Annotated in this window: 20 protein-coding genes and 1 tRNA gene; 9 read left to right on the top strand and 12 right to left on the bottom strand. The window is 47.9% G+C overall.

Annotated elements, in window-relative coordinates; all coding sequences use genetic code 11:
* Nucleotides 1–150 precede the first annotated feature (150 nt).
* From I6E38_RS00600 to I6E38_RS00585, 4 genes are all read left to right on the top strand, one after another.
* Nucleotides 151–1,494, top strand: coding sequence for a TolC family protein (locus I6E38_RS00600; RefSeq protein ID WP_235392154.1), 1,344 nt, complete (start codon nucleotides 151–153; stop codon nucleotides 1,492–1,494).
* 6 nt (nucleotides 1,495–1,500) lie between these two features.
* Nucleotides 1,501–2,754 carry an efflux RND transporter periplasmic adaptor subunit gene (locus tag I6E38_RS00595; RefSeq protein WP_235392153.1) on the top strand — a complete coding sequence of 418 codons (1,254 nt, stop codon included), beginning with the start codon at nucleotides 1,501–1,503 and terminating at the stop codon, nucleotides 2,752–2,754.
* A 49-nt stretch (nucleotides 2,755–2,803) separates the two neighbouring features.
* On the top strand, nucleotides 2,804–5,200 hold the full coding sequence (locus I6E38_RS00590) for an ABC transporter permease (RefSeq protein ID WP_235392152.1): 2,397 nt from the start codon (nucleotides 2,804–2,806) through the stop codon (nucleotides 5,198–5,200).
* Between the two features lie 130 nt (nucleotides 5,201–5,330).
* Complete coding sequence (locus I6E38_RS00585) at nucleotides 5,331–6,011, top strand: ABC transporter ATP-binding protein (RefSeq protein ID WP_235392151.1); 681 nt, start codon at nucleotides 5,331–5,333, stop codon at nucleotides 6,009–6,011.
* Between the two features lie 10 nt (nucleotides 6,012–6,021).
* Here I6E38_RS00585 and I6E38_RS00580 read toward each other — a convergent pair whose 3' ends face one another.
* Nucleotides 6,022–6,813 carry a Fic family protein gene (locus I6E38_RS00580; RefSeq protein ID WP_235392150.1) on the bottom strand — a complete coding sequence of 264 codons (792 nt, stop codon included), beginning with the start codon at nucleotides 6,811–6,813 and terminating at the stop codon, nucleotides 6,022–6,024.
* A 171-nt stretch (nucleotides 6,814–6,984) separates the two neighbouring features.
* On the opposite strand from I6E38_RS00580, the gene I6E38_RS00575 reads away from it, so the two are divergent.
* Together I6E38_RS00575 and I6E38_RS00570 are read left to right on the top strand one after the other, a co-directional pair.
* The gene (locus tag I6E38_RS00575) at nucleotides 6,985–7,953 is read left to right on the top strand and encodes an aspartyl protease family protein (RefSeq protein ID WP_235392149.1); all 969 of its coding nucleotides are present in this window, start codon (nucleotides 6,985–6,987) and stop codon (nucleotides 7,951–7,953) included.
* Nucleotides 7,954–8,165: 212 nt separating this feature from the next.
* Nucleotides 8,166–9,458, top strand: coding sequence for an ATP-binding protein (locus I6E38_RS00570; protein WP_235392148.1), 1,293 nt, complete (start codon nucleotides 8,166–8,168; stop codon nucleotides 9,456–9,458).
* 13 nt (nucleotides 9,459–9,471) lie between these two features.
* Here the strand turns inward: I6E38_RS00570 and I6E38_RS00565 are convergent, their stop codons facing one another.
* The 8 genes from I6E38_RS00565 to I6E38_RS00530 all read right to left on the bottom strand — a co-directional run bounded on the left by I6E38_RS00565 (nucleotide 9,472) and on the right by I6E38_RS00530 (nucleotide 15,709).
* Nucleotides 9,472–10,659 carry a sensor histidine kinase gene (locus I6E38_RS00565; protein ID WP_235392147.1) on the bottom strand — a complete coding sequence of 396 codons (1,188 nt, stop codon included), beginning with the start codon at nucleotides 10,657–10,659 and terminating at the stop codon, nucleotides 9,472–9,474.
* A 76-nt stretch (nucleotides 10,660–10,735) separates the two neighbouring features.
* Nucleotides 10,736–12,088 (bottom strand): sigma-54-dependent transcriptional regulator, encoded by a 1,353-nt coding sequence (locus I6E38_RS00560; protein ID WP_235392146.1) that lies wholly within the window; start codon nucleotides 12,086–12,088, stop codon nucleotides 10,736–10,738.
* Nucleotides 12,089–12,205: 117 nt separating this feature from the next.
* Nucleotides 12,206–12,279, bottom strand: a tRNA-Asp gene (locus I6E38_RS00555).
* Between the two features lie 92 nt (nucleotides 12,280–12,371).
* Nucleotides 12,372–12,899, bottom strand: coding sequence for a GNAT family N-acetyltransferase (locus tag I6E38_RS00550; protein WP_407936630.1), 528 nt, complete (start codon nucleotides 12,897–12,899; stop codon nucleotides 12,372–12,374).
* Complete coding sequence (locus tag I6E38_RS00545; protein WP_235392145.1) at nucleotides 12,896–14,086, bottom strand: glycosyltransferase family 2 protein; 1,191 nt, start codon at nucleotides 14,084–14,086, stop codon at nucleotides 12,896–12,898. Before I6E38_RS00545 ends, I6E38_RS00550 begins: the two co-directional genes overlap by 4 nt.
* A gap of 3 nt (nucleotides 14,087–14,089) precedes the next feature.
* The gene (locus tag I6E38_RS00540; protein ID WP_235392144.1) at nucleotides 14,090–14,560 is read right to left on the bottom strand and encodes a hypothetical protein; all 471 of its coding nucleotides are present in this window, start codon (nucleotides 14,558–14,560) and stop codon (nucleotides 14,090–14,092) included.
* Nucleotides 14,557–15,171 (bottom strand): recombination mediator RecR, encoded by a 615-nt coding sequence (gene recR, locus I6E38_RS00535; RefSeq protein ID WP_235392143.1) that lies wholly within the window; start codon nucleotides 15,169–15,171, stop codon nucleotides 14,557–14,559. Before recR ends, I6E38_RS00540 begins: the two co-directional genes overlap by 4 nt.
* A gap of 40 nt (nucleotides 15,172–15,211) precedes the next feature.
* On the bottom strand, nucleotides 15,212–15,709 hold the full coding sequence (locus I6E38_RS00530) for an outer membrane beta-barrel protein (protein ID WP_235392142.1): 498 nt from the start codon (nucleotides 15,707–15,709) through the stop codon (nucleotides 15,212–15,214).
* A 128-nt stretch (nucleotides 15,710–15,837) separates the two neighbouring features.
* Between I6E38_RS00530 and I6E38_RS00525 the strand changes: the two genes are divergently transcribed.
* Both I6E38_RS00525 and I6E38_RS00520 read left to right on the top strand, forming a co-directional pair.
* Nucleotides 15,838–17,553 carry a glycoside hydrolase family 10-like protein gene (locus tag I6E38_RS00525; RefSeq protein ID WP_235392141.1) on the top strand — a complete coding sequence of 572 codons (1,716 nt, stop codon included), beginning with the start codon at nucleotides 15,838–15,840 and terminating at the stop codon, nucleotides 17,551–17,553.
* Between the two features lie 162 nt (nucleotides 17,554–17,715).
* Complete coding sequence (locus I6E38_RS00520; protein ID WP_235392140.1) at nucleotides 17,716–19,791, top strand: DUF3472 domain-containing protein; 2,076 nt, start codon at nucleotides 17,716–17,718, stop codon at nucleotides 19,789–19,791.
* A gap of 130 nt (nucleotides 19,792–19,921) precedes the next feature.
* Here I6E38_RS00520 and I6E38_RS00515 read toward each other — a convergent pair whose 3' ends face one another.
* Entirely contained in the window at nucleotides 19,922–20,821 is a 900-nt protein-coding gene (locus I6E38_RS00515) for a diaminopimelate dehydrogenase (protein WP_235392139.1), read from the bottom strand.
* A gap of 350 nt (nucleotides 20,822–21,171) precedes the next feature.
* Between I6E38_RS00515 and I6E38_RS00510 the strand changes: the two genes are divergently transcribed.
* Nucleotides 21,172–22,821, top strand: coding sequence for a fumarate hydratase (locus tag I6E38_RS00510; protein ID WP_235392138.1), 1,650 nt, complete (start codon nucleotides 21,172–21,174; stop codon nucleotides 22,819–22,821).
* 83 nt (nucleotides 22,822–22,904) lie between these two features.
* On the opposite strand, the gene I6E38_RS00505 is transcribed toward I6E38_RS00510, so the two are convergent.
* Complete coding sequence (locus tag I6E38_RS00505; RefSeq protein WP_235392137.1) at nucleotides 22,905–23,624, bottom strand: porin family protein; 720 nt, start codon at nucleotides 23,622–23,624, stop codon at nucleotides 22,905–22,907.
* A 141-nt stretch (nucleotides 23,625–23,765) separates the two neighbouring features.
* Nucleotides 23,766–25,568 (bottom strand): translational GTPase TypA, encoded by a 1,803-nt coding sequence (typA, locus tag I6E38_RS00500; RefSeq protein ID WP_235392136.1) that lies wholly within the window; start codon nucleotides 25,566–25,568, stop codon nucleotides 23,766–23,768.
* Nucleotides 25,569–25,629 lie beyond the last annotated feature (61 nt).

Raw genomic sequence — 25,629 nt, 5'->3', positions numbered from 1 at the left:
TGGGTGTATTTCTTTGTCCAATAATTTGACGGCTGTGTCTAATTATTGGACATTATGTTTTATGAGCCTTTTATGCTAATCTTCTGATTATCAGTAGAGTTATTGTTTTGGCACAGCCCTTGTCCTTATAATGTCAAAATAATGAGGATTATGAAAAGAAAAGTATTACTGATAGGATGGTTGATGGTTGCGTCAGTAGTCTCGGCACAGAGTTGGGGTCTTGACGACTGCATGAAGTATGCAGCAGAGCATGCTACGGATGTGAAGCGTGAGACTATCAACGCACGTCAACGCAAGCAGGACTATCATCATGCCGTTGCCGCATTCTTGCCCACCGTCGCAGGTGGTGTGCAGGGCCAGTATGCTTGGGGACGAAACATCGACCCTGAGACCAATACATATAATAATGTGACGACATTCAACAACTACTATCAGCTTTATGCCGAGCTGAATGTGTTTGACGGTTTCGCCACAATCAATGCTTTCAGGCAAGCCCGACTGAGCCGTGACTATTCTGCTACGGCGATGCAGAAGGCGCAGGACAATATAGCCATTGACGTGATGCAGAAATATGTGGATGCTGCATACGCAGAGGCAAGCATACGGATAGCAAGCGAGAAGCTGGACGAAAGCCGACGTATGCTGGCAAAGACGAAACGCCAGTATGAACTTGGTGAGAAAGGACGCCCGGATGTGGTGCAGATGGAATCGCAGGTGGCTGAAGACGAATACTGTCTTACGCATCAGCAGAATGTGGCACGGCAGAGTCTGCTCGCTTTGAAATCGGCTATGAATTATCCCGTAGGTGATAAACTGAAGTTGGATATTCAATCAAATGATAATGAGAAAAGTCTTGCATCATGTCAGCTGACTATAGGCGACAAGCCGAACTCTGAAACTATCTATCAGAGTTTCCTGAACATCTCTCCCGATATGAAGTCGGCAGAGTATGAAGTGGAGCTGGCGCATTATGACTATAAGATAGCAAAAGGCAGATTGTTGCCCTCGCTCTCGCTCAGTGGTGGCATCACTACCAACTATTACAAGAATCTCTCTCTGAAAGGGCAATACGATGGGTTTGCCTCGCAGTTTCGCAACAATCGAGGCGAATATCTCGCATTGACCCTTTCGATACCTATTTATAATAGCGACCGTTGGCACAGTATGAAGAAGGCACGCAACAACTGGCAACTGGCTCAGGTGAATCTTGAAGAAACCCGTCGCAAGCTTCACGACCAAATAGCCCAGGCAATAATGGATGCTGAAGGCTACGCCAAGGAATTGCATCAGATGCAGAAGAAGGTAGCCTCCGATTCGCTCGCCTATCACATGTCGAGCCGTAAGTTTGAGGAAGGAATGCTTTCCACCTTCGACCTTCATACAGCAGCACAAACGCTTCTTGAGAGTAGAATAAAAGAGCTCCAGATGCAAATGCTGCTCATCATCAAACAGAGACTGGTTGCTTATTACCAAGGAGAAAATTTAATAAGATAAACAACTATGGACATTAAAATAGAAAAGAAAAAATATCTCGTGCCCCGCAAGTATTGGGCATGGATAGCAGGAGGAGCTGTTCTGATAGCATTCCTCGTATGGTTGGGCTTGGGCAATTTCTCTTCCACCCTGAAGGTGGACAGAAAAGGCTTGAGCATAGGAAATGTAGAAAAGGCACAGTTCAACGATTATGTGTCTGTTGACGGACAGGTGGTGCCTATCTCCGTTGTGCAAATCAGTTCGGAAGAAGGTGGTATTGTTTTGGATAAAGTAGTAGATGAAGGTGCTCATGTGAACAAGGGCGATGTCATCGTGCGACTGAGCAATTCGAATCTCGACCTTGAGATACTGAATGCCGAGAGCGAACTTGCCGAAAAGCAGGACATGCTTCGCAACACCCAGATTTCTATGGAGCAGGACCGACTGAACAATAGCAACGAGGAGCTTACGCTTTCGCAGGATGTCATCACCAAGCGTCGAGCCTATGAGCATCAGGAGACTTTGCACAAGGAAGAACTCAATTCGCGCGAAGAGTATCTCAAGGCAAAGGAAGCCTACGAACTTGCCGTAAAGAAGCATGCGCTCATTAGCAAGCGACTGAAGAAGGATGCGCAGCTACGCCGTTCGCAGATGAATCAGATGGACGACAATCTTGAAGCCATGCAGAAGAATGTGCAGTTGGTTCGCCAACGCAAAGAGAAGCTGAACATCCGCAGCACCATTTCTGGTGAGATTGGTTTGCTGGATGTGGAGCTTGGACAGAGCATACAGGCAGGACAGAAGATAGGAGTGATAAACGATCTCAGCGATTACAAGGTGCAGGCGCAGGTGGATGAGCATTACATCGACCGTGTGAAGCCAGGCCTTAATGCCTCTTTCGTCCAGAACGGCAAGCAATATCTCTTGCAGGTTCGCAAGGTTTATCCCGAAGTGAGAGACGGCAGGTTCCGCATCGACTTCGTCTTCAAAGGCGTTCGCCCTGGCAACATCCGAACCGGTCAGACCTATTATGTAGATTTGCAGCTCGGTCAGTCGAAGCAGGCAATAATTATCCCTAAAGGCACGTTTTATAGTGTAACGGGCGGTCAATGGATTTTTGTTTTAGACAAGAGTGGCAAGAAGGCTTATCGCCGGAAGATAACCATCGGTCGCCAGAATCCTCAATACTATGAGGTGTTAGAAGGTTTGGAGCCAGGCGAGCAGGTTATCGTTAGTGGCTACGAAGCATATAAGGACAATGATGTCTTAGTGATTAATTAGTAGTGATTAGTGATTAATTGGGCTAACGCCCTTGAAACAGAATATTGATATGAATAATATTATTAACGCATTCAAGAATCTGCCTCGAAGGGGGCAGCACAACTTCGTGAAGATATTGTGTCTGGCGCTCGGGCTGGCAATCAGTTCGGTGATTATCGCCGAGATTTATTTCGAGCAGACCTACGATACGTATTTCCCTGGATGGGATAGGACGTATCAGATATTTGAAGTGAGCAGCAATCAGGGCAAGACCATGACGTTCAATCAAACTTCAGGAGCCATCGCCCAAGGTGTAAAGCAATATGCGCCTATGGTGGAAGTTGCTACAAGTACTAACTTTTTTTATAACGATGCCCAATGCAAGCTTGAAAACCAGAACGTCGTGTCTGCCAATATCATAATGGCAGACAGTTGTTTCTTCGATGTCTTTCCGCAGAAGATGTTGGTAGGCAAGGCTCGCCAGATATTATCACAGCCCTTGTCTTGCATCATCGACTCGAAGACGGCAGCCACGATAGGCGGCAATGTGGTGGGCAAGCATTTCACGCTTCCCAATTATCCTGGTACTACCTTTACCATTAATGGCGTTTTCGAGGCTTTTCCTTGGGGGGCTTCCTTGCATAACACGCAGATTATTCTGTCTATGTCCAGTTTGCCATACGTATATTCTTACGATGGCAGAGATAATTGGATAGGAAATGATAACTATATTTCCTACATTCGGTTGGCAAGGGGACATCGTGCCGACGAACTCAAGCCTTACGTCGACAAGATGCGCCAAGACCATTTTCCATTGAAGGAACTGAAGAAGATGGGAGCAGACCTTACCTTTGATTTCACGGTGTTGAGCGATGTCTATACCCATGACCCATACATAAAGATGATGAGCTGGATATTGAGCATCGTTGCCTTCGTGCTGCTCTTCACGTCGGTAATGAACTATCTGCTTATCATCGTGGGCAATCTTGTGGGGCGTTCTCGCGAGATGGCGGTGCGCAAGTGTTATGGAGCCAAACCCAAGAACATTCATGCCATCATCTTCTCTGAGGCATTGGTGCATGTAGGCTTGGCGGTGATTTTGGCTGTCATACTCGTATTCCTTTGCAAGGGAACTATCGAGAATTTCCTTTCTGCTCCGGTTAGCGCGCTGATTCAGAACAGGGGCAGTTGGATATTGGTGATGATCTGCCTGCTGGTGTTGCTGGTAGGCGGTCTGGTTCCGGGCTGGCTATACAACAAGATACCGGTGGCAAGTGCCTTCCGTGGTTATAACGAGAATCGCAACCGCTGGAAACTAACGTTGCTGGGCATACAGTTTGCTATCTCTGGACTGCTGTTCTGTCTGCTCTACATCATCAACAGTCAGTATCAGCTGATGCTTGGCACCAATCCTGGTTACGATTATGATAATGTTGCCATCGTCTCGGTAGATGGCATCAATCGCGACCAGCGCAACCAGTGTCTTGCCGAAATCAAGCGAATGCCGAATGTCAAGGAGTGCTGTTCCACTTATCATATTCCGCTCAATGGATACGGCAGAAGCGGAAACATGGTGCAAAAGCCAGGTGATGATACTAATACCTTCAACATCATGGATATGGAAGGTGTGGACGACAATTTCTTCAAGATGATGAACATCTCGATAGTACAGGGTACGTTCTTTACAGAGCGCAATGACAGTTGCCGTCAGGTGATTATTGATGAACGGGGTGCTGAAAAACTCATCAATATCTGGCATTGGCAAGATGGTGTGGTAGGCAAGCAGATTACTTGTTCGGGACATGATGACGGTGTAAATCCACTCAAGCTGACGGTTTGTGGCGTGTGCAAGAATATCCGCTGGGGTGACATGTCTGCCGATGGCGACGATATGAAGGAGTTCCCTGTACTGTATTTCTATGCAGCCAAGACGGCTTATTATATGCTTGTAAAGTTTAAGGATATGCAGGAAGAATCGTTGTCGGAGCTACAGCAGAAGATGCAGTCGTTGTATCCTAACAATAAGGTCATCGTGAAGAGTTATGCCTCTGAACTGGCTAACCAGTATTCTTCCCAGCTCAATTTCCGCAACGGCATCCTCGTGGCTGGTATCGTTACGATGATTATCGCCCTCTTCGGATTGGTGGGTTATACGAGTGATGAGGTAAACCGCCGCCGCAAGGAGATTGCGATAAGAAAGGTTAACGGAGCGAAGGTGAAGGACATTCTGCGCATCTTCCTGAAGAATATCATGAAGATAGCTTTGCCTTGCATCATCGTAGGCGACATTGTGGCTTGGCTTATAGCCAGACAATGGCTCATGTCGTTCAGCGAGAAGATTACTATCACACCTTTACTCTTTATATGTGTTACGATTCTGCTGCTCGTCATCATCGCCCTATCAGTAATCATCAACTGCTACAAGGTGGCGAATAGTAATCCGGTGAAATATCTCAAGGATGAATAAAATAATCGGGAGTTAAGGAGTTAAGAAGTCAAGGAGTTAAGACAATAGTCTTTTCTCCTACATTCCTAACTTTTAGCAAGACAAGCATCTCTTTAACTCCTTAATTTCTTTAACTTAAAAAAATAATAAAATGATAAAAGTAGAAAATCTTTGCAAGTCATTCCGCACAGAGGATGTGGAGACTATAGCTTTAAATAATGTATCGTTCACAGTAGAAGATGGTGAGTTTGTTGCCATCATGGGACCGTCAGGTTGCGGCAAATCCACTTTGCTCAATATCCTTGGATTATTGGATAATCCTACATCGGGAAAATATTTCTTGGGCAATCATGAGGTGGCTAACCTTAAAGAAAACGAACGTACGGATGTGCGCAAGGGTGAGATAGGCTTTGTGTTTCAGAGCTTCAACCTCATTGACGAATTGACTGTAGAGGAGAACATCGAACTTCCTCTTACTTACCTCAACATTCCGAAGGCTGAGCGCAAGACAAAGGTGGAAGCCATCATGAAGCGCATGGCCATCAGCCATCGTGCCAAGCATTTCCCTCATCAGCTCTCTGGTGGTCAGCAGCAGCGAGTTGCCATCGCTCGTGCCGTGGTCTTCGGACCTAAGCTTATCCTTGCCGATGAGCCTACGGGTAACCTCGATTCAAAGAATGGTGCCGAAGTAATGCGTCTGCTTACCGAACTTAACCACGAGGGCACCACCATCGTCATGGTGACGCATAATGAGCACGATGCCAAGATTGCCAATCGCATCATCCGATTGTTTGATGGCAGCATCGTGGATACGGCGAACAATAAAATATAATACGGCTTTCTCAGAAGACGAATGTCATAAATCGCTTGGTGTTAGCCTCTTTCTGCTTCAGTTCTTCCTTCATTCTTTGCGTTGCCATTTTAAAGAAGAAGCGGATAAGATGCTCGTCGGTTGCTTCCGTGCGAATCATGCGGAGAGCGGAAATATATTCCTGACGGGCATCAGAGGGGATGATGAGAAGAGGATGCCCCAAGCGTAATAGAATGTAGTTGCTGACGAGTCGTCCTGTTCTTCCGTTCCCGTCACGGAAGGGATGTAGATATTCGTAGAAGCCATGAAAGCGGGCTGCAAGTATCATAGGATGAGCAGCGGCAGAAAGGATAGCCTTTTCTGTAGATTCCAACAGCTTGGGAACTCTGGCGATGAGTTCTTCGTGATTGCCAAATACCGTATCGCCTGCAGCCATGTCCGTGGTGGTGTATTCGCCAGGAATGGCTTCAGGAGAACGATAAGAAAGCGTATGGCATGTAACCCGTTTGTTGATTTCTTTCAGAAGACTCTCGTCAAGCGGATGCTTTGTGTTTTGCATCACGTACTCGAATGCGTCAAAGTGGTCGAGCATTTCGAAAGCCTCAAAAAGTGTCTTTCCCGTGGGAATCATCCCTAATCCTTTCTCCTTCAGTTCACGAGTATCATCTACGGAGAAGGAGTTGCCCTCAATGGCGCACGAATGGGTAGAGAAGAGTACTTCGTTGTATTTCACGTACTCTTCTCTATCCATTTTATTGATAATCGAGGTTTGATATTTGCGTCTCAACTCCTCGTATTCCTTGATTTCCTTTTCGAATGCCATAAACTTCTGCTTTTGCATAGGTAAAGATACTATATTTATGGTTAAGCACCAACTTTTCTTTGAAAAATTGGAAACTATCCTCAAAAAAGTGTGGCTTTCTTTGATTTTAATCCTCAAAAATTATTACTTTTGCAACCATCTGTACCAAGCTTAATCATAAGCCCAACACAGATGACAAAACAACAAGACAAGATGAAGAAGGTTGTATTGTTTTTAGCTTTGATTTTGGCTCTGATTTATTGTCCAGTCAATGCAGCCAAAAAGATGACAAGCATAGAGCCGGTAGGTGAGATTCCTTTTACAATAGGTGACGACGGACGCATTTATGTCACAGCATTTGTGAATGGTTCCGACTCATTGAACTTCTTGGTTGACACAGGTGCTACAACCATAACTCTGAACACCAACTCCAGAAAACTGAAAGGATTAATACACGAGAAAGATACGGTTGATAATATGGGAACCACTGGCTTCAATAAAGTTACAGCGAGCCATGACAACTCGCTGACTATAGGAACCATACAATACGACAAGGCTGAATGTGTGAATATCCCTTTCTCTCAAGATATGTGGGACGGTGTGTTAGGACTTAACGGACTTAGTGCGTTCAACATCGAAATCAACTACGACAAGCATAAGATATACTGCTATCCCAAAGACAGTGCGTTGGTCTTGATATCTGAATCCTATGTTATTCTGCCATTCGTATATAAATATGGTGTACCGTTTATAGAGATACCTATTAAACTCAATGAATCAACATACCGACTGCAACTCGAAGTGGACACTGGTTCCGACCGCATTATCGATCTTAGCACTACATTCGTGAATAGAAATCGTCTTCTTGGCACAAAGAAGCCGTTTGCCATATCACGCATAACAAGCTCCGACGGTGGCAGCGGTGAACTGAAGAATGTCTATTTTGACGAAGTAAGGGTTGGACAATATGTTCTGCCCAAAATCCCAGGAGCTTTCTCCACTCTTAATTCTGGTATGCTGAACGAGAAAGATGTAGATGGAATGATAGGCAACAACTTCTTGAAACGTTTCAATATGCTGATAGATTTCAAGAGTAAAAAGATGTATCTACAGCCTAATAATTTGATGTATACTCCTTTCTACGACTTTCTGGTGAAATAGAGCGAAGAGTAGAATTATCCTCATAAATTTATGTCAGAATGAATCTCCTAAGTATATGCTGTACTTGGGAGATTCTTTTGCTTTTTTGAGGTTTATCATCGAAAAAGTGTTGTTTTTGTTGATTTCTATCCTCGAAAAAGTGTTGTTTTTACTGATTTTTATCATCGAAAAAGTGTATCTTTGCAGTGTAAGTTATTAAATGTTAGACTTTTATGAAAAGAAAGATATATCAACAGCTTCTAAAGTGGAAGGAAAACAAGGATAGAAAGCCCTTGATGCTGCTTGGTGCAAGACAAGTTGGCAAGACTTGGATTATGCAACATTTTGGAGAACGAGAGTATAATAAGGTCGCATACGTCAACTGTGATGATGAGCCGAGAATGAAACAACTCTTTGATTTAGACTACGACATTAATCGAATATTGATGACTTTGCAGGCGATAACAGGTGTCAAGGTTACTCCTGGCGATACTTTGATTATCTTGGATGAGATACAAGAGATTCCAAGAGGACTTCACAGTCTGAAATATTTCTGTGAAAAAGCACCAGAGTATCATGTGATGGTGGCTGGCTCTTTGCTTGGTGTAACATTGGGTAAGGGGGAGTCTTTCCCCGTGGGTAAGGTTGATATGCTTAATATATTTCCTATGGATTATGAGGAGTTTCTTGAAGCTACAGGCAATGAGGGTTGGATAGATATCTTGCATTCCAAGGATTGGCCATTGATAGATACGATGATGCCCAAGATGGTGGAATTGTTGCGCCAATACTACTTTGTGGGAGGTATGCCAGGTGTAGTGAGCAACTTTGTGAGAAATGCAGACCTTCAACAAGTTCGCACTTTGCAGAGAGAGATATTGGATGCTTATGGGCGTGATATTTCCAAGCATACTTCGGAGAGTGAATCTGTAAGAATCCGTCAGTTGTTAAGCTCTCTTCCTGCTCAGCTGGCAAAGGAAAACAAGAAGTTTATATATGGCGCTATCCGTAAGGGAAGTAGGGCTAAGGACTTTGAGCTTGCCATTCAATGGCTTTTGGATGCAGGTATTATATATAAGGTAAACCGTATCAGTGAGCCAAAGATGCCACTTAAGTTTTATGAGGACTTTGATGCTTTTAAGCTATTTTTGTTGGATTGTGGGCTTTTGGCGTGTATGTCGGATGCCCCAATCGACCAGATGCTTGTAGGCGACAATGTGTTTACGGAGTTCAAGGGAATGTTCACGGAACAATATGTGATGCAGCAACTCAAGGTCATTGGCTTTACTCCTTATTATTGGAGCAATAGCAAGACTCCTTCAGAAATAGATTTTGTCATTCAGAATGATAATAGAGTTATTCCAATCGAAGTAAAAGCAGAAGAGAATGTTCGTGCTCGTTCATTATCTCAGTTTGTGAAAGACAACACAGGATTGAAGGGTCTTCGTATTTCAATGAAAGGATATGTTGACCAAGAATGGATGGAGAACATACCTTTGGTTGGCATTGATGCTTACTTTGGATAAAGCAATAGTATCGTTAAGGAATGATGATGCGGAATGTGGTGATGCCTTGCGCCTTGTCCTGATGTAGCGAAAGGCTGCCTCCGCTTACTCGCATGATTTGGCGGGATAGGGAGAGACCGATGCCGCTTCCTTCGGGCTTAGTGGTGAAGAAAGGAATGAAGATGTGGGAGGCTATGTCGTCGGGGATAAGACCAGCGTTGTTGCTTACGTCGATGATGACGGCTTCCTGCTCATTGGTGTAGGCATGAAGACGGATGGATGGTTTGGTTGTAGGCTCGGATTGTAAGCCATTAAAGGCTTCTACGGCATTCTTCAGAAGATTTGTCACTACGTGCGAGATAAGGCTCTCGTCGGCATAAGCCAACAAGTCCTTTGGTGTTACCGCTATTTCCACTTCATGATTGCAAAGCATTGCCATACGTTCGAGGAACGGCTCCACATAGAAGAGTGCGGGTTGGGGCTTAGGCACATGAGTGAAACGGCGATAGTTGTTGACGAATGCCAAGAGTTCGGTTCCGGTTTTATGTATGGTTTCCAAGCCTTGTTTCAATTTAGCTTGCTCTGCAGATAACGATTTGGCAGTATACAGTTCTTCGCTATTGAGTTCTTTCAGTAATGTCTCGCTGAGTGAAGTGACAGGTGTGATAGTGTTCATGATTTCATGAGTGAGCACACGAATCAACTTAATCCATGAGTCCACCTCTTGGTTGCTAAGTTCGTGGCTTACGTCGCTCAGGGCGATGATGCGCACATGCTTGTCCTTTAGCATGGCTTGCGTCTCGTGCTTAGCCAGATGTTCGTCCTTTAGTTTTCCTTTTACCTGGTTCATGTGTGTGAGCACGTCGGCGTTGAGCAATCGGAGAGCAGCCTGATTGTGCTGCAGGATGTTGTCCTGACTGTCCACCACCATTATGCCCGTATCCACCGCATTCAGTATCTGCTCGTAATATTTCTCCCGCTCCATCTGCTCCTCCCTTGTATGCTGCAGGAAAAGCTTGATGCGGTTAAGAGATTGGTGCAGAATCTTGTCCTCCTTATTCCTCTTTTCTGTGGGGAAGTTGAAGGAGAAGTCGCCATTGTCAATGGCATCAAAAAGGAAACGCACCTTCTTGATGTTACGACGATAGTGGCGGTAGAGGCGAACATAGCCCACCACTGCCACGAGCAAAAGCACAATTATTATAACCTTATTAACATCCATACCCTAAAAAACTATAGGATTCTTCACTTTTCACTCTTCACTTTTCACTCTTCACTTTTCACTCTTCACTCTTCACTTAAATTCCGTATCGCTTGATCTTATTATAAAGCGTTTGACGGGAAATGCCCAGTCTTGCTGCCACCACCGACAGATTGCCCTCGCATTCCTTGATGGTTTTCTCTATCATGCGACTTTCCATCTCGTCGAGTGTCTGCACCTCTTCCAATGGTTTCTCCCTTCTCGTCTGGTTGCCGCCGTCGATATCCTCAGCCGAAATCATTCCACCATCCGACAATATCACGGCTTTCTCAATGGCGTGCTGAAGCTCTCGGATATTGCCATACCAAGGCAGACTGATGAGTTTCTTCTCTGCCTCATCCGAAAAGCGTAAGTTTGTCTTGTTATACATGTCGCCATATTGACGAAGGAAACGGTTGGCGAGCGGCACGATGTCAGCCTTTCGCTGTCTGAGGGCTGGCAGTTCAAGGTGTATGGTGTTGATGCGGTAAAGCAAATCCTCTCTGAATTCGCCGTCGTTCACCATCTGCTGTAGATTGCGGTTGGTGGCACATACCAGTCGGACATTTATAGGAATCTGTGTCGACCCACCCACTCTTACTATGCTTCTGCGTTGCAGGGCAGTGAGGAGTTTTGCCTGAAGGCTATACGAGAGGTTGCCTATCTCATCAAGAAATATTGTACTGCCATCGGCAAGTTCAAACTTGCCCGGTTTGTCCACCTTGGCATCCGTAAATGCTCCCTTAACATGACCGAAGAGTTCGCTTTCGAAAAGGGTTTCCGAAATGGCTCCCATGTCCACCGGCAGCATCTTCTTACAGCTACGAGCCGACAGCCGATGAATCTCGTTAGCCAATACCTCTTTGCCTGTTCCGTTTTCGCCCGTGATAAGGATGTTGGCATCGGTGGCTGCAACCTTCTCCACCACGTGTCGCAAATTGGTCATCGCTTCGCTATCTCCCCAATACATCACGCTTTGTGCGGCTTTTCCACTATGCTTGCCCATAGCTTTGTCCGCTGTCTTGTTCTTATCCCTTGCCTCCAACAATGTACCGATCATCTTCTCGTTGTCGAAAGGCTTCACGATGAAGTCGGCTGCTCCTTCCTTTATGCCCGTTACGGCGAGTTGGATATCAGCATAAGCAGTGAAAAGCACAACCTCGGTCTTCGGACTAATACTCTTGATTTCTCTAAGCCAAAAGAGTCCCTCGTTCCCCGAATTGATGCCACTCGAAAAGTTCATATCGAGCAATACCACGTCAGGATGTTCCTCTCTCAGTTTGGCAGGGATAGAGTTTGGATTGGCTATGGTGATGATATTATGGAATATGGGGTCAAGCAGCATCCTCACCGTAGTGAGTATGTTGCGGTTGTCGTCAACAATAAGTATCGTTCCTTGTTTCTTTATCATGATAACAAAGCTACAAAAAAACATCGAAACAAGGTTGCGATTGTCAAATAATTAGACAAAATAAATGTATATATACAAAAAATGAGGGGCTTAATTAAAAGCTCCTCATCTAATCAGCGGTGCGTACGAGACTCGAACTCGTGACCCCATGCGTGACAGGCATGTATTCTAACCAACTGAACTAACGCACCAGTATGATTAAGGCTTAATAAAAAACCTTGTTCTGCCGTTTTTTAAGCGAGTGCAAAGGTATGAATATTATTTGAATTGACAAAGCTTTTTGTCATATTTTTTCAAAAAAATTACTCATAATTACTGCATCTATGTATTTTTCGCCATCGAAGAGCCATTTTTGCAGGTTTGCCGACTTTATAAAGCCACATTTCTCAAACAAAGCAATCGATGGCTTGTTGTCTACGGAGATGACGGCATACACCTGATTGAGGTGCAGAATGCGCTGCGCATAGCTCAGCATATGGCGCACGGCAGCCTCAGCATACCCACAACGGCGAAAGCCTCGCATAATGACGATGCTCAGTTCGGCGCGTCTGTGGCTGGCATTGAAGTCGAAGAGGTCGGCCATTCCCACCGTACACCCTTCGGCATTCTCAACTATCATGCGCACCTGGCCGTCGCTGTATATGTCGTTTGTGGCGTTGGCTATATAGTCGTGCAGCACATAGCGCGAGTAGGGCACGTTTGTGTTGCCCACGTTCCACAGCTCGCGGTCGTTCTCGATATTGTACAGAAAGTCGAGGTCTTCAGGCTCCATAGCCCTCAACCGCACCTTGGTAAGATTCATTTCGCTCATGACAAGACCTCCTCATAAGTGATTATATTGCCTGTCTTGCTGCTGAATGTGCCCATTGACACTCCCTTATGCTGATTCTCACGGAACAGGCGCAGCACCTGTCCGAATGCGAATGCGTCGATATCGTATACCACGTACACCTTATGGGCGTCGGGCAATGGCATGCAGGCATGGCCTTGTGGCAGCTTATGTGCATCGCCTACTACGAACGTAGCCTCAAGGGCGTTGCGCAAGGCGATGTCACGACACTTGGCTTCGCTGTCCTTAGTGCATATAAATACATAGGCGGCACGGCGCATGTGCTGCGAGTCGACAAAGCCGAGAGCACGCTTCACGGCACGCATCTGCATAGAGACAAGGGCTATTGTGGCTTTCAACACTATGGCTGCCTTGATGGGCAGCGCCACAAGATGGCTCACACTGCCGTAATGCTTGCGGAAGAAGATGAGCATGGCATTGTAGAACACGTGGACATAGCGGAACGACGACTGGTGTGAACTCTCGCCTTTGTAGTGCAGTATGTGTGCCGGGATGTACCAATTCTCGTAGCCGGCATCGGCTATGCGACACGAGAGGTCGATGTCCTCGCCATACATGAAGAAGTCTTCGTCGAGCAGTCCTACCCTATCCAGCGCCGAACGCCTCATCATACAGAAGGCTCCGCTCACCACGTCAATGCGTCCTGCCTCGCTCCACGACATTCCGCCCATATAGTAACGGCCGAAACGGCTACGTGGGAACATGGCGCACAGGCCGCACATCTTGTAGAAAGCCGTCATTGGCGTTGGGCGGCCGCGACGCGACTCGGGAGCGAGCGATCCGTCTACACACTGCATTGCCACACCTGCACTGCCCGCTTGGGGATGGGCATCCATAAAATCGAGTACGGTGCTTATGGTGTCCTCCGCCACTATGGTGTCGGGATTGAGCAAGAGCACGTACTCACCTGTGCTCTGTCGGATGGCTGCATTGTTGGCACGCGCAAAGCCGAGGTTATGGCTGCTGTCCATAACCTTGACATGCGGAAAACGAGAACGTATGAGCTGGACGGTGCCGTCGTGCGAATTGTTGTCCACGACAAACACCTCAGCGTCTATATCACGCAGCGAGCGTAAGAGCGACATTAGGCATTGCTCTACATAGGCGCGTACCTTATAGCTAACTATTACTACCGACAGTTTCACCATTTTCTACTGTTTTTCAGTTTCTGCATCGGCCTGCGTGTCGTCGGCAGTACTGGTGCCGTCATTTATCTCTACCTCGCAGCGTGCCATGGTAGGCAGCACGAAATACAGGCTCAGCAACAAGATTATGGCCATATAGCCGAAGGCCACATTCATGTATATATAATATAAAAATGTGTTTGCCACCATTGGCAGACACAGCATAAGCATTCGAACCATACCCCAGCGCAGCAATTCGGCAGCCGAGGTGAGGCGGGCGGCTATGGCCTTGAAGCGGAACAGGCGCAGTGCCAGCGGAATGGCGCACAGCGTGAGCAACTCCATAAGCATAGTGAGGACAAACTCATCGCTACCTCCACGACCCGACAGCACGCCTACGGGCAACGTGTCGGTCTCGCACAGCAGCACAGCTATAAGCGATACAGCCACCGCAATGCCCAACACAAGCATAAGAACGTTGCGAGTATGTCTTATCATTTACCAGTCATTTTAGTACGGTTAATAATGGCGCGTCCCAAAGTAACCTCGTCGGTATACTCCAGTTCGTCGCCTACAGAAATGCCACGCGCTATGACGCTCAGCTCAACATCGTATGGAGCCAGCTTGCGCGATATGTAGAAGTTGGTGGTGTCGCCCTCCATGGTGGAGCTGAGGGCAAGTATCACCTCGCGCACGCCACCGTCAGCCACACGCTTCACGAGCGAATCAATCTCAATGTCGGACGGACCGATGCCGTCCATGGGCGAAATGATTCCGCCCAGGACATGATACAGTCCGCCATACTGCTGAGTATTCTCCACCGCCATGACATCGCGTATGTTCTCGACGACGCATATCGTCGACGCGTCGCGATGGGTGTCGGAGCATATCGGGCACACGTCGGTGTCGCTGATGTTGTGGCACACGCGGCAGTACTTGACGTCCTTGCGCAGTCGCGACACAGCACCGGCAAACTCCTCTACTTCTTCTTCCGAGCGGCGCAGCATATTGAGCACAAGCCGCAAGGCTGTCTTGCGACCTATGCCCGGTAATTTAGAAAATTCTCCCACCGCTTTCTCAAGCAGTTTGGAGGGATATGCATTATCCATCAGTATGAAATATAGATATAGTCTGACCTAAGAGCGTGGATTATTGATTGAACAGATAAATGCCAACACCTATCTTCAGACCGATGGTCGAGAAATCCTTGTGGTTCTTGAACGACTGATCGTAGTAGATAGCAGGCTCTACCGTAACCGAATTGTTGAGGAAGTAGGCATAGCCAACCTCTACACCCGGCATAAAGTCGTTGAACTTCTTGCCTGCATGCACATACTTGCAGTTTACGCCAAGATATATGCCGTTCTGCTCGATGTAATAGCGACCACCGACGCCAACCGAAAACTTATCTGCAATTTCCTTTTTGCCAGAGTGCTCGTAGTTGAACTGTCCGAGAAGCATAAGGTCGTCGGCAACGAAATAACCTGCCTGAGCCTGTGTGCCGATTGAGAACTTCTCCGATCCTGTATATTTCATGTTAAAGCCAGTAAGCGAGCCACCTACATATACCTTGCCCTCCTCAAACTGAGCATTTGCTGTAACGGCTGCAAACAGAGCTACAACCATTGCCATTAATTTCTTTCTCATAATCTGATTGTTTTTGATTTGAATAGTTGCAAATTTACATAATATATTTCATAAACAAGACAATATGCCGTTCGAAACAGAAAAATATAGCTACCTTTGTGGTTCAATTGCAAAAAAGCGAACACAAAATGAGAAAAAACCACCCTTACATATTTTCACTCATCATTGCCATTCTGGCACTGATAGCATGTACCCCTAACAGCATGGCTCAGACCGTAGCCTGCACTGCACGACCACCCAAACATGAGGTGCGCGCCGTATGGCTCACCACCATTGGCGGCATCGACTGGCCCCACACCTACGCCCAGTCGGCACGCTCGATAGAAAAACAGCAGAACGAATTACGCCAAATTCTGGACCAACTGCAGGCTGCCGGCATCAACACCGTACTGCTGCAGACCCGTGTACGCGGCACTGTGATATATCCTTCGGCTTACGAACCGTGGGACGGATGTCTGTCGGGACACCCAGGCAAGAGTCCGGGCTACGACGCTCTGCAATTTGCCATCAACGAATGCCACCGACGTGGCATGGAGCTACATGCATGGATTGTCACCATGCCTGTAGGCAAATGGGACGCAATGGGATGCAAACTGCTGCGCAAGAAGATGCCGCGCAACATCATACGCATCAAGGCCGACGGCTACATGAATCCAGAGACCCAGCAGACTGCCGACTATCTGGCAAGCATCTGTGCCGAAGTGACACGCGCCTACGACGTAGACGGCATCCACCTCGACTACATACGCTATCCCGAAGAACTGCCCAAGCTGAAGACTTTGGCACGCGACAAGGGCCGCGACAACATAACACGCATCGTACGCACTATATCCCGTCGTGTAAAAAGCATAAAGCCGTGGGTGAAGATGAGCTGCTCGCCCATAGGCAAGTATGACGACACGCAGCGCTACTGGAGCCGTGGATGGAACGCCAACACCAAGGTTTGCCAGGATGCCGAACTTTGGTTGCGCGACGGACTGATGGACGAGCTGTTCCCGATGATGTACTTTCGCGACAACGACTTCTTCCCCTTCGCCCTCGACTGGAAAGAGCGAAGCCACGGACGCATCGTTGTGCCGGGACTGGGCATATACTTCATGTCGCCACGCGAGCGCAACTGGGCGTTGAGCGACATAACGCGCGAACTGGAGTTTCTGCGTGCCGAGGGATTGGGACACGCCTATTTCCGCTCTAAATTCTTCACTGACGACACCAAGGGCATATACCAATACGCCCGCAACGAATACTCGCAGTATGCATCGCTCATTCCGCCTATGACATGGCAGAGCAAAACACGCCCCGACGCTCCCCAAAACCTAAGCATCACATCCAACGGCAACGGCACAGCACTGATGTCATGGCGCCACAACGTGGCTGACACTACGATGATGCTGTTCAACGTTTATGCCTCGACCCGATATCCTGTCGACACAAACGATGCACGCAACATCATCGTAGCACGACGTCAAAGCCGCCAGCTCACCATTCCCGACAACGACAACATATATTATGCCGTATGCGCCACCGACCGCTATGGCAACGAGAGCGCAGCACTGCAGCAGCCCTGCCATGACTATATGGCTACCGACGCATGCAGCCACAGCACCGCCACACGCAACACCATGCTGCCCTGCGACGGCACAAACGTCACGCTGCCGCATTACACTGCGCTGGCAGATGCCGACTTTCTGATTGTAGAGACGATGCAGCAGGCAGCCATAACCACCCTGCCCTATCGTCGCACACGCACCGTGAGCGTCAGCTCGCTGCCCCGCGGAGTGTACATTCTGCGTACACTCAACAGCAAGGGCGTAAGCCACAGAGTGGGAATGTTCAGAAAATAAAAAGGCTTTTTTATCCAGTACAACGCAAAATACTGGATAAAACAGAAGAAAACAAGCTGTACATACAAAAACCTAACGTTGAGTTTTTAACGTTTGGCTTTACCCGTTTCTTAGCATAAAACCGTACCTTTGCGTGAGGTTATAAAAAATTATTGTTGTTATATGATTGACTTTAAGAAAACCGCATATTGCGCATTGATAGCGCTATATACAATAAATGCAAACGCAACGGTTTACGAAACCGAACTCTCGGCAGCCCAAGGCTATGTGGAAACGCTTGACGGAAAGCCAGGAGCTTCGGGCATATATATTCCCGGAGAGGGACGTGACAACAACGGCATTGCCACAAACTACAACAGCCTGTCGGCTTGGACCAATGCCAACGCTTGCGCAGTCTATTACTTTCATCAGCCTGCCGCAACCGTCACCAATACCATCAAGCTGAACGTAAAGAAAGGTTACAGCGCCAAGTTCCAACTCACCATCGTCGACCCCGATGCACCTGACGTGCAGCTTTTCAGCAAGACATTTACCGCCAACGGAACCGACAGCAACGTAGATGTAACTGTAGGCGACGTAACGTTCAAGCGTTCGGTCTACTACCGCTATCGGCTGGAATGCCTGTCGGGCAACCAGAACATCAACCTTATACGCAGTTTCACGTTCAAGACGACAGCTACGGAGAAGCCTTACGTTGCCAATTATCTCTCTTCGCCGTCAGTTCACCTCTACTCATGGGGTTCTACCGACCCTAACGCACCCAAAGGCGACGCCTACGACTGGTGCTTCATGGAGATAATGCTACCCCAGGAGTCGGACATCATTGGCACTTATGCTATGGCGCTGGGCGTGCTCAACGGATATATGGGCATACAGATGAATGGATATACAGCCGACGGCTCGCCACGACACGACGTGCTCTTCTCGATGTGGGACGACGGCTCTACCGACGAAGACCCCAACCTGCCCGAATATATGCGTGCAGGTGCTGTAGATTGGGACCCTCTGACCACTACCAACCGATTCGGAAATGAAGGCACCGGTGTGCAGACTTACCGCAAAGGTCCGTACTGGACACCCGGAAAATACGTACAGTTCATAACCAACTGTCGCCCCGAAACAACATCATACACTACCGAAGTGAACGGCAAACCCACCGTGCACACACAGCACAACATGCTCGTGTCAGCATGGTTCAATGCGCTCGACGGCAAGGGATGGCAGTATATGGCTACCGTGCGCAAGCGAAACTCGACTACATACTTCGATGCATGGTACTCATTCCTCGAAAACTACAACGCCTCGACAGGCCAAGCCAACCGCATAGCCTACTATCGTAACGGATATATGCGAGCACGCAGCAACGGAAAGTGGTACAACCGCAACAGCGTTGGGTTTGGTCATACCGACGGAGGCGACAACACCGGAGCACGCACCGACTACGGACAGGGCACTACCGACAACCCTGCCGACCGCACCTTCTTCATGCAGACGGGAGGATACACATCAACAAACAAGACCAAGACAACAGTTGCATTAGCCACCGACTACACTCCCGTAGACACTATCAACATCACTCCACTCAACGACCGTGTGCTTACTGCCATAGCCAACGAAAAGGCACGCATTGAGAAGGAACAGCTGTTCGTCGACAACCTGATGGACAAGACGGGATGGGAAGCTATAGAATACTCATCGGAAGAGACTGCAGGCGAAGGCACTAACGGAAGAGCGCAGCAGACAGTAGACAGCGACGACGACACCTACTGGCATCCGCAGTGGTATGGAAGTACAGCTCAGTTGCCACACTATATAGTAGTGGACATGCAGGAGATGAAGAATGTAGGTGGTTTTGAAATAAAGATGGGCGACAATGCCAACCGCCACATCAAGGCTTACGACATCTACGGCTCTACCGACAACTCCGACTGGACACTGCTGTGCAGCGACGACAATGCTCCCGCGAAGTCTTCGTTCCGTGTGATTCTCGACAAGGCTGCCGACATCAGATACTTCAAAATTGTAGTGCGCCAGACCACAGCCAAAGATGGTCCGTTCCTTCGTATATACGAGATGAACGTCGCGTCGGGAGCCGTCGCTACTGCCGTCAACCATATTACGGTCAATAACGGCCAGACATCTGCTAACGGTTCCACATATAACATCAGCGGTCAGAGAATCAGCGAAGACGCTAAAGGCATCGTCATCAAGAACGGCAAGAAATACATTAAGAAATAAAGGTGAAACACCTATAAAACAAGCGAGGGGACTTCTCCGTACACGATACAGGAAATTGATGTATAGTGTACGAAGAGTCCCCTCTTCACTCAAGATTTTATTTTGAACTCCTTTTTTATAACTTTCGTTTTTATACCAAGTGAGCGATGAGTTCCTCGCGCTCGCCTTCAAGCATATCAATTACCGGAACCTCAATCATTGTGTAGCATCCCGGCTGCTGGCGCATTGAGGCACGAGCCACATTGACAAGCACCTGACCAGTGAGAGCAGGGTTGTTGATGCTCATGGTGAACTCCATACGCTGATTCTGTGTCTTGCCGCTCACACCCTTGCGAGTAAGATGAACGCCGTGACCCATGTCGCGCACTGCGTCTACCGAAGGCACTTCAAATACGTGAGTCTCGTCGTTGGCGAAGTACGGGTCGGCCTTGATGGCTGCTGTGACGTCCTCAAGGTTTGCTCCGTCCTCAAGTTCTACGTAAACCATACGGCGGTGCAAGCCCTCACCCTTAGGTATAGTCATCGAAAGAGCGTTCTTCACGCCCTCCTTTGAGCGCACGCATACGCTGTGACCCATCGACATACCCGGTCCGAAGTTGGTATAGCTGAGTCCCTTCGGTGCAAGACTCTGCATGAGTGTGCGCACGATAGAGTCAGAACCCGGATCCCATCCGGCTGCAATGATGCTCACAGCCTTGTGCTCCTTGCATATAGGAGTGAGTGCTGCACGGTAGTCGAGGATTGAAGTGTGGATGTCGAAGCTGTCGACGGTGTTGATGCCGAGAGGCAGAATCTGCTTGGCATATTCCTCGCACGAACGTGTAGGAGTAGCGAGAATGGCTACGTCTACGTCCTTAAGCTCACGAATATCCTTAACTACTTCATACTGTGAAAGCTCTGCCGGCTTGTTGTCGGCACCATTGCGACGCACGATACCTGCTATCTCGAAATCGTCGGCGGCCTCAAGGGCCTGGACAGCATAATGTCCGATGTTGCCGTATCCTACTACGGCTGCTCTGATCTTCTTCATTTCTTTTGTATTTCTTTTTATTGGTTTTGGGTTTTCTTTATATTGTTTTTTTCGAGCGCAAAGATACGCAAATTAGACAATAAAGCGCATTAAAGAATAAACTTTTTTCACTCAATCATAGATAATACTTACTAATTAGTAGAACTACGGAGGGTTTGGATAATAAAACGACACTATTTTCATCATAATTCATCAACAATGGAAAGTTGCACAAATATTATAAAGCTTGCGTTTGACATTTTACAATAAAATAGGGGAAAATAAAGGCGGCAATTATTTTGCATTGTATTCAATTCGTTGTAACTTTGTGGCAAAGAAATTTTCAAATCATCAATTAACTAAATAACATTATGGCATCAACACCAGATTTCAAGTATGCTCCTATGTTCCAGTTGGGCGAGGATACTACTGAATACCGCTTGCTCAGCAAGGAAGGCGTGAGCACCGGTGAGTTTGAAGGCAAGACAATCCTGAAAGTTTCGAAGGAGGCTCTGACATTGCTCGCACAGCAGGCTTTCCACGACGTAGAGTTCATGCTGCGCCGTGAGCACAACCTGCAGGTGGCTAAGATTCTGTCTGACCCAGAGGCTTCAGAGAACGACAAGTACGTTGCTCTGCAGTTCCTGCGCAACGCCGAGACAGCCTGCAAGGGCATCCTGCCTTTCTGCCAGGACACCGGTACTGCCATCATCCACGGCGAGAAGGGACAGCGCGTTTGGACCGACTTCGAGGACGAAGAGGCTCTCTCACGCGGTGTTTACAACACTTTCACACAGGACAACCTGCGCTACTCGCAGAACGCTCCGCTCAACATGTACGACGAGGTGAACACACGCTGCAACCTCCCGGCACAGATTGACATCGAGGCTGTAGAGGGCGATGAGTATCGTTTTGTAATGGTTGCTAAGGGCGGTGGCTCTGCCAACAAGACATACTTCTATCCGATGACTAAGGCTACTATCCAGAACGAGGGCACATTGCTGCCTTTCCTCGTTGAGAAGATGAAGAGCCTCGGCACAGCGGCTTGTCCTCCTTACCACATCGCATTCGTTATTGGTGGCACATCGGCTGAGAAGAACCTGCTCACCGTGAAGCTCGCTTCAATCAAATACTACGACGCTCTGCCTACAACAGGCGACGAGACTGGTCGTGCATTCCGCGACATCGACCTTGAAGAAAAACTTCTGAAGGAGGCTCACAAGATTGGTCTGGGTGCTCAGTTCGGCGGCAAGTATCTGGCACACGACATCCGCGTAATCCGTCTGCCACGTCACGGTGCAAGCTGCCCGATCGGTATGGGCGTAAGCTGCTCAGCCGACCGCAACATCAAGGGTAAGATTACAAAGGACGGTATCTTCCTTGAAGTGATGGACTCTAATCCTTCTGAGCTTATTCCTGAAGAGCTTCGTCGTCCGGGCGAGGGCACTAAGGGCATCGAGATCAACCTCGACAACGGTATTGAGGCAGTTTGCGCTGAGCTCTCTAAATATCCTGTCAGCACACGTGTTAACCTCAAGGGTACTATCATCGTGGCTCGCGACATCGCTCACGCTAAGCTTAAGGCTCGTCTGGATGCAGGCGAGGAGATGCCTGAATACTTCAAGAACCATCCTATCCTTTACGCTGGTCCGGCTAAGACTCCAGAGGGTTATCCTTGCGGTTCAATGGGTCCGACCACTGCCAACCGTATGGACCCGTACGTAGACGAGTTCCAGGATCACGGTGCATCGCTCGTGATGATTGCCAAGGGCAACCGTTCGCAGGTAGTGACCGACGCTTGCAAGAAGCACGGCGGATTCTATCTCGGCACAATCGGTGGCGTAGCTGCCGTTCTGTCGCAGAGCTCTATCAAGAGCATCGAGTGCGTAGAGTATCCCGAACTCGGCATGGAGGCGATCTGGAAGATTACTGTTGAAGACTTCCCCGCATTCATCCTCGTTGATGACAAGGGTAATGACTTCTTCCAGCAGCTGAAGCCTTGGTGCCCCAACTGCAAGTAATAGCACAAAAAAAACAGCATTGATTACTTCTTTGTTAAGTAGTCAATGCTGTTTTTTTATTATCTTTTATCGTTTTATGTTTCCTACAACTGGAAACGATAAGCTGCGCTAAACATAAACACACGGTTCTTAACGGGCTTCAAATCGAGGAAATCCTTCTGAACATTTGTAAGTCCGATGTTATAACGGGCATCAATTATTACATTCATATACTCAAACGAGATTCCGACGGGAATAGAAAAGTCAACCTTCTTAATAGTCGAGTTAAGGTCGATGTCGTGCTTCACTGGCGTGTCGGCTACAAACCCGTCGTTTTCATTCTCTGTGAAGTTTGTCTCGATATACTTCAGCTTTCCCGACATGGGGAAGCCCAACTGCACACCTGTCTTCACAGCAAATCCCGGAGCAACATAGTAATTGAACAGCAACGGAACATTGATTACGTGCAGCTGTGTAGACAAATCGTTAAGTCCGACATACTTATTCACATTGCCCGACTGCGATGTCTTTTCGTTGACATTGCCGTAATTGCAACCTTGCTGGGCATAATGAGCACCCAACATCACAGATAATGAATTGGTAAACTGATAGTCGAGGTCGACACCTACCGTGAATCCCGGCTTGTTGCGCGATGAGCCCCACGATTCCGTAGCATTGGCGCTACCATAATAAACACCATCGCCCGAGAGATTTGCCAGGCTCACTCCCACACGTGGAATGACAGAGAACTTACCCGCAGCTGGCTGTGCCGACGCAGCAACACAGCACAACATAACGAGAAGTGACAATACTGTTTTCTTCATAGTTCTTATTTCCTTATACATTATAATATTATAAAAGGTGTTCCCCGACGTCAATGCCAAGAAACACCTTTCCGATATTTAGTATCTTATATACTTTTTAAAAGTCAGCACATATGTGACATGCTGTACTTCTGCAAGACATTAGTCCTTGTTAGAGCGCTTACGTGCAAGGTGGTCGAGTGTGATCTTGCGCATGCGGATGCTCTTCGGAGTAACCTCAACAAGCTCGTCACTCTTGATGTACTCAAGACACTCCTCAAGACTCATTACAACCTTCGGTATCACGCGGGCCTTCTCGTCAGAGCCGCTGGCACGCACGTTGGTGAGCTGCTTGGCCTTGGTTACATTGATTACGAGGTCGTTGTCATGAACGTGCTCGCCTACTACCTGACCGCCATAAACCTCTTCACCCGGATCGATGAAGAACTTGCCACGATCCTGGAGCTTGTCGATAGAGTAAGCGTAAGCTGTACCAGTCTCCATTGCAATCATCGAACCGTTCATACGGCGTACAATCTCGCCCTTAAACGGCTGATACTCCTTGAAGCGGTGAGCCATGATGGCCTCGCCCTGGCTTGCTGTAAGCACATTGGTACGCAGACCGATGATACCACGCGAAGGAATGTCGAACTCGATGTCAACACGCTCGCCGAGTGTCTGCATTGATGTCATCTCGCCCTTACGACGTGTCACCATATCAATCATCTTGCTTGAGAACTCCTCAGGTACATTGATTGTCAACTCCTCGATAGGCTCACACTTCTGTCCGTCAATCTCCTTGTAGATTACCTGCGGCTGACCTACCTGAAGCTCATAGCCCTCACGACGCATTGTCTCGATGAGAACCGAGAGGTGAAGCACACCACGTCCGCTGACAATCCACTTATCGGTAGAATCCTCGAAAGGACGTACACGCAGCGCAAGGTTCTTCTCAAGCTCCTTCTGAAGGCGGTCGTTGACGTGACGTGAAGTCACAAACTTACCCTCCTTGCCGAAGAACGGTGAGTCGTTGATGGTGAAGAGCATACTCATTGTAGGCTCATCGATAGCGATAGGAGGCAGTGGCTCAGGATTCTCAAAGTCGCAAATGGTATCGCCAATCTCGAAGTTCTCCAGACCTACAATAGCGCAGATGTCACCAGAGTGAACCTCTTCAACCTTCTTCTGGCCCATTCCCTCAAACACGTGAATCTCCTTTATCTTGGTCTTCTCCATTTTGCCGTCACGATGCGATATGGTTATGTTCATGCCCTCAGTCAGAGTGCCACGATGAACACGTCCCACAGCGATACGACCGGTATAGCTTGAGTAGTCGAGCGATGTGATAAGAAGCTGCGGAGTACCCTCAAGCACCTTAGGAGCCGGTATCACCTCAACAATCTTGTCGAGCAGATAGTCGATGTTGTCAGTAGGAGCATTGTAGTCCTCAGCCATCCATCCGTTCTTTGCCGAACCGTATACAACCGGGAAGTCGAGCTGGTCCTCAGTGGCATTGAGCGAGAACATAAGGTCGAACACCATCTCGTAAACCTCTTCAGGACGACAGTTGGGCTTGTCAACCTTGTTAACAACAACGATAGGCTTCAGTCCAATCTCCAGAGCCTTCTGAAGAACGAAACGAGTCTGGGGCATCGGACCCTCGAAAGCGTCAACCAGCAGAATACAACCGTCTGCCATGTTGAGCACACGCTCTACCTCGCCGCCAAAGTCGGAGTGTCCCGGGGTGTCTATAATATTGATTTTTGTTCCTTTCCAGTTGATTGAAACGTTCTTGGAAAGGATGGTTATTCCTCGTTCACGCTCCAGGTCATTGGCATCCAATACCTGGCCACTGTTATCCTGGCCGTCGCGGAACAGCTTGCCCGCCAACATCATCTTGTCGACAAGAGTAGTCTTGCCGTGGTCAACGTGGGCAATAATCGCAATGTTTCTAATGTCTTGCATTTATATAGTACCTTAAAAAAAACTTTTTGCAAAGTTACGAAGTTTTGTTCACATATATGCA

Origin of the sequence: Leyella stercorea, assembly GCF_021531355.1 — a bacterium.
In the GTDB taxonomy this organism is placed as follows: Bacteria; Bacteroidota; Bacteroidia; order Bacteroidales; family Bacteroidaceae; genus Prevotella.
The sequence above is the reverse complement of the archived record's forward strand: the minus strand, read 5'-3'. Positions and strand labels throughout refer to the sequence as shown.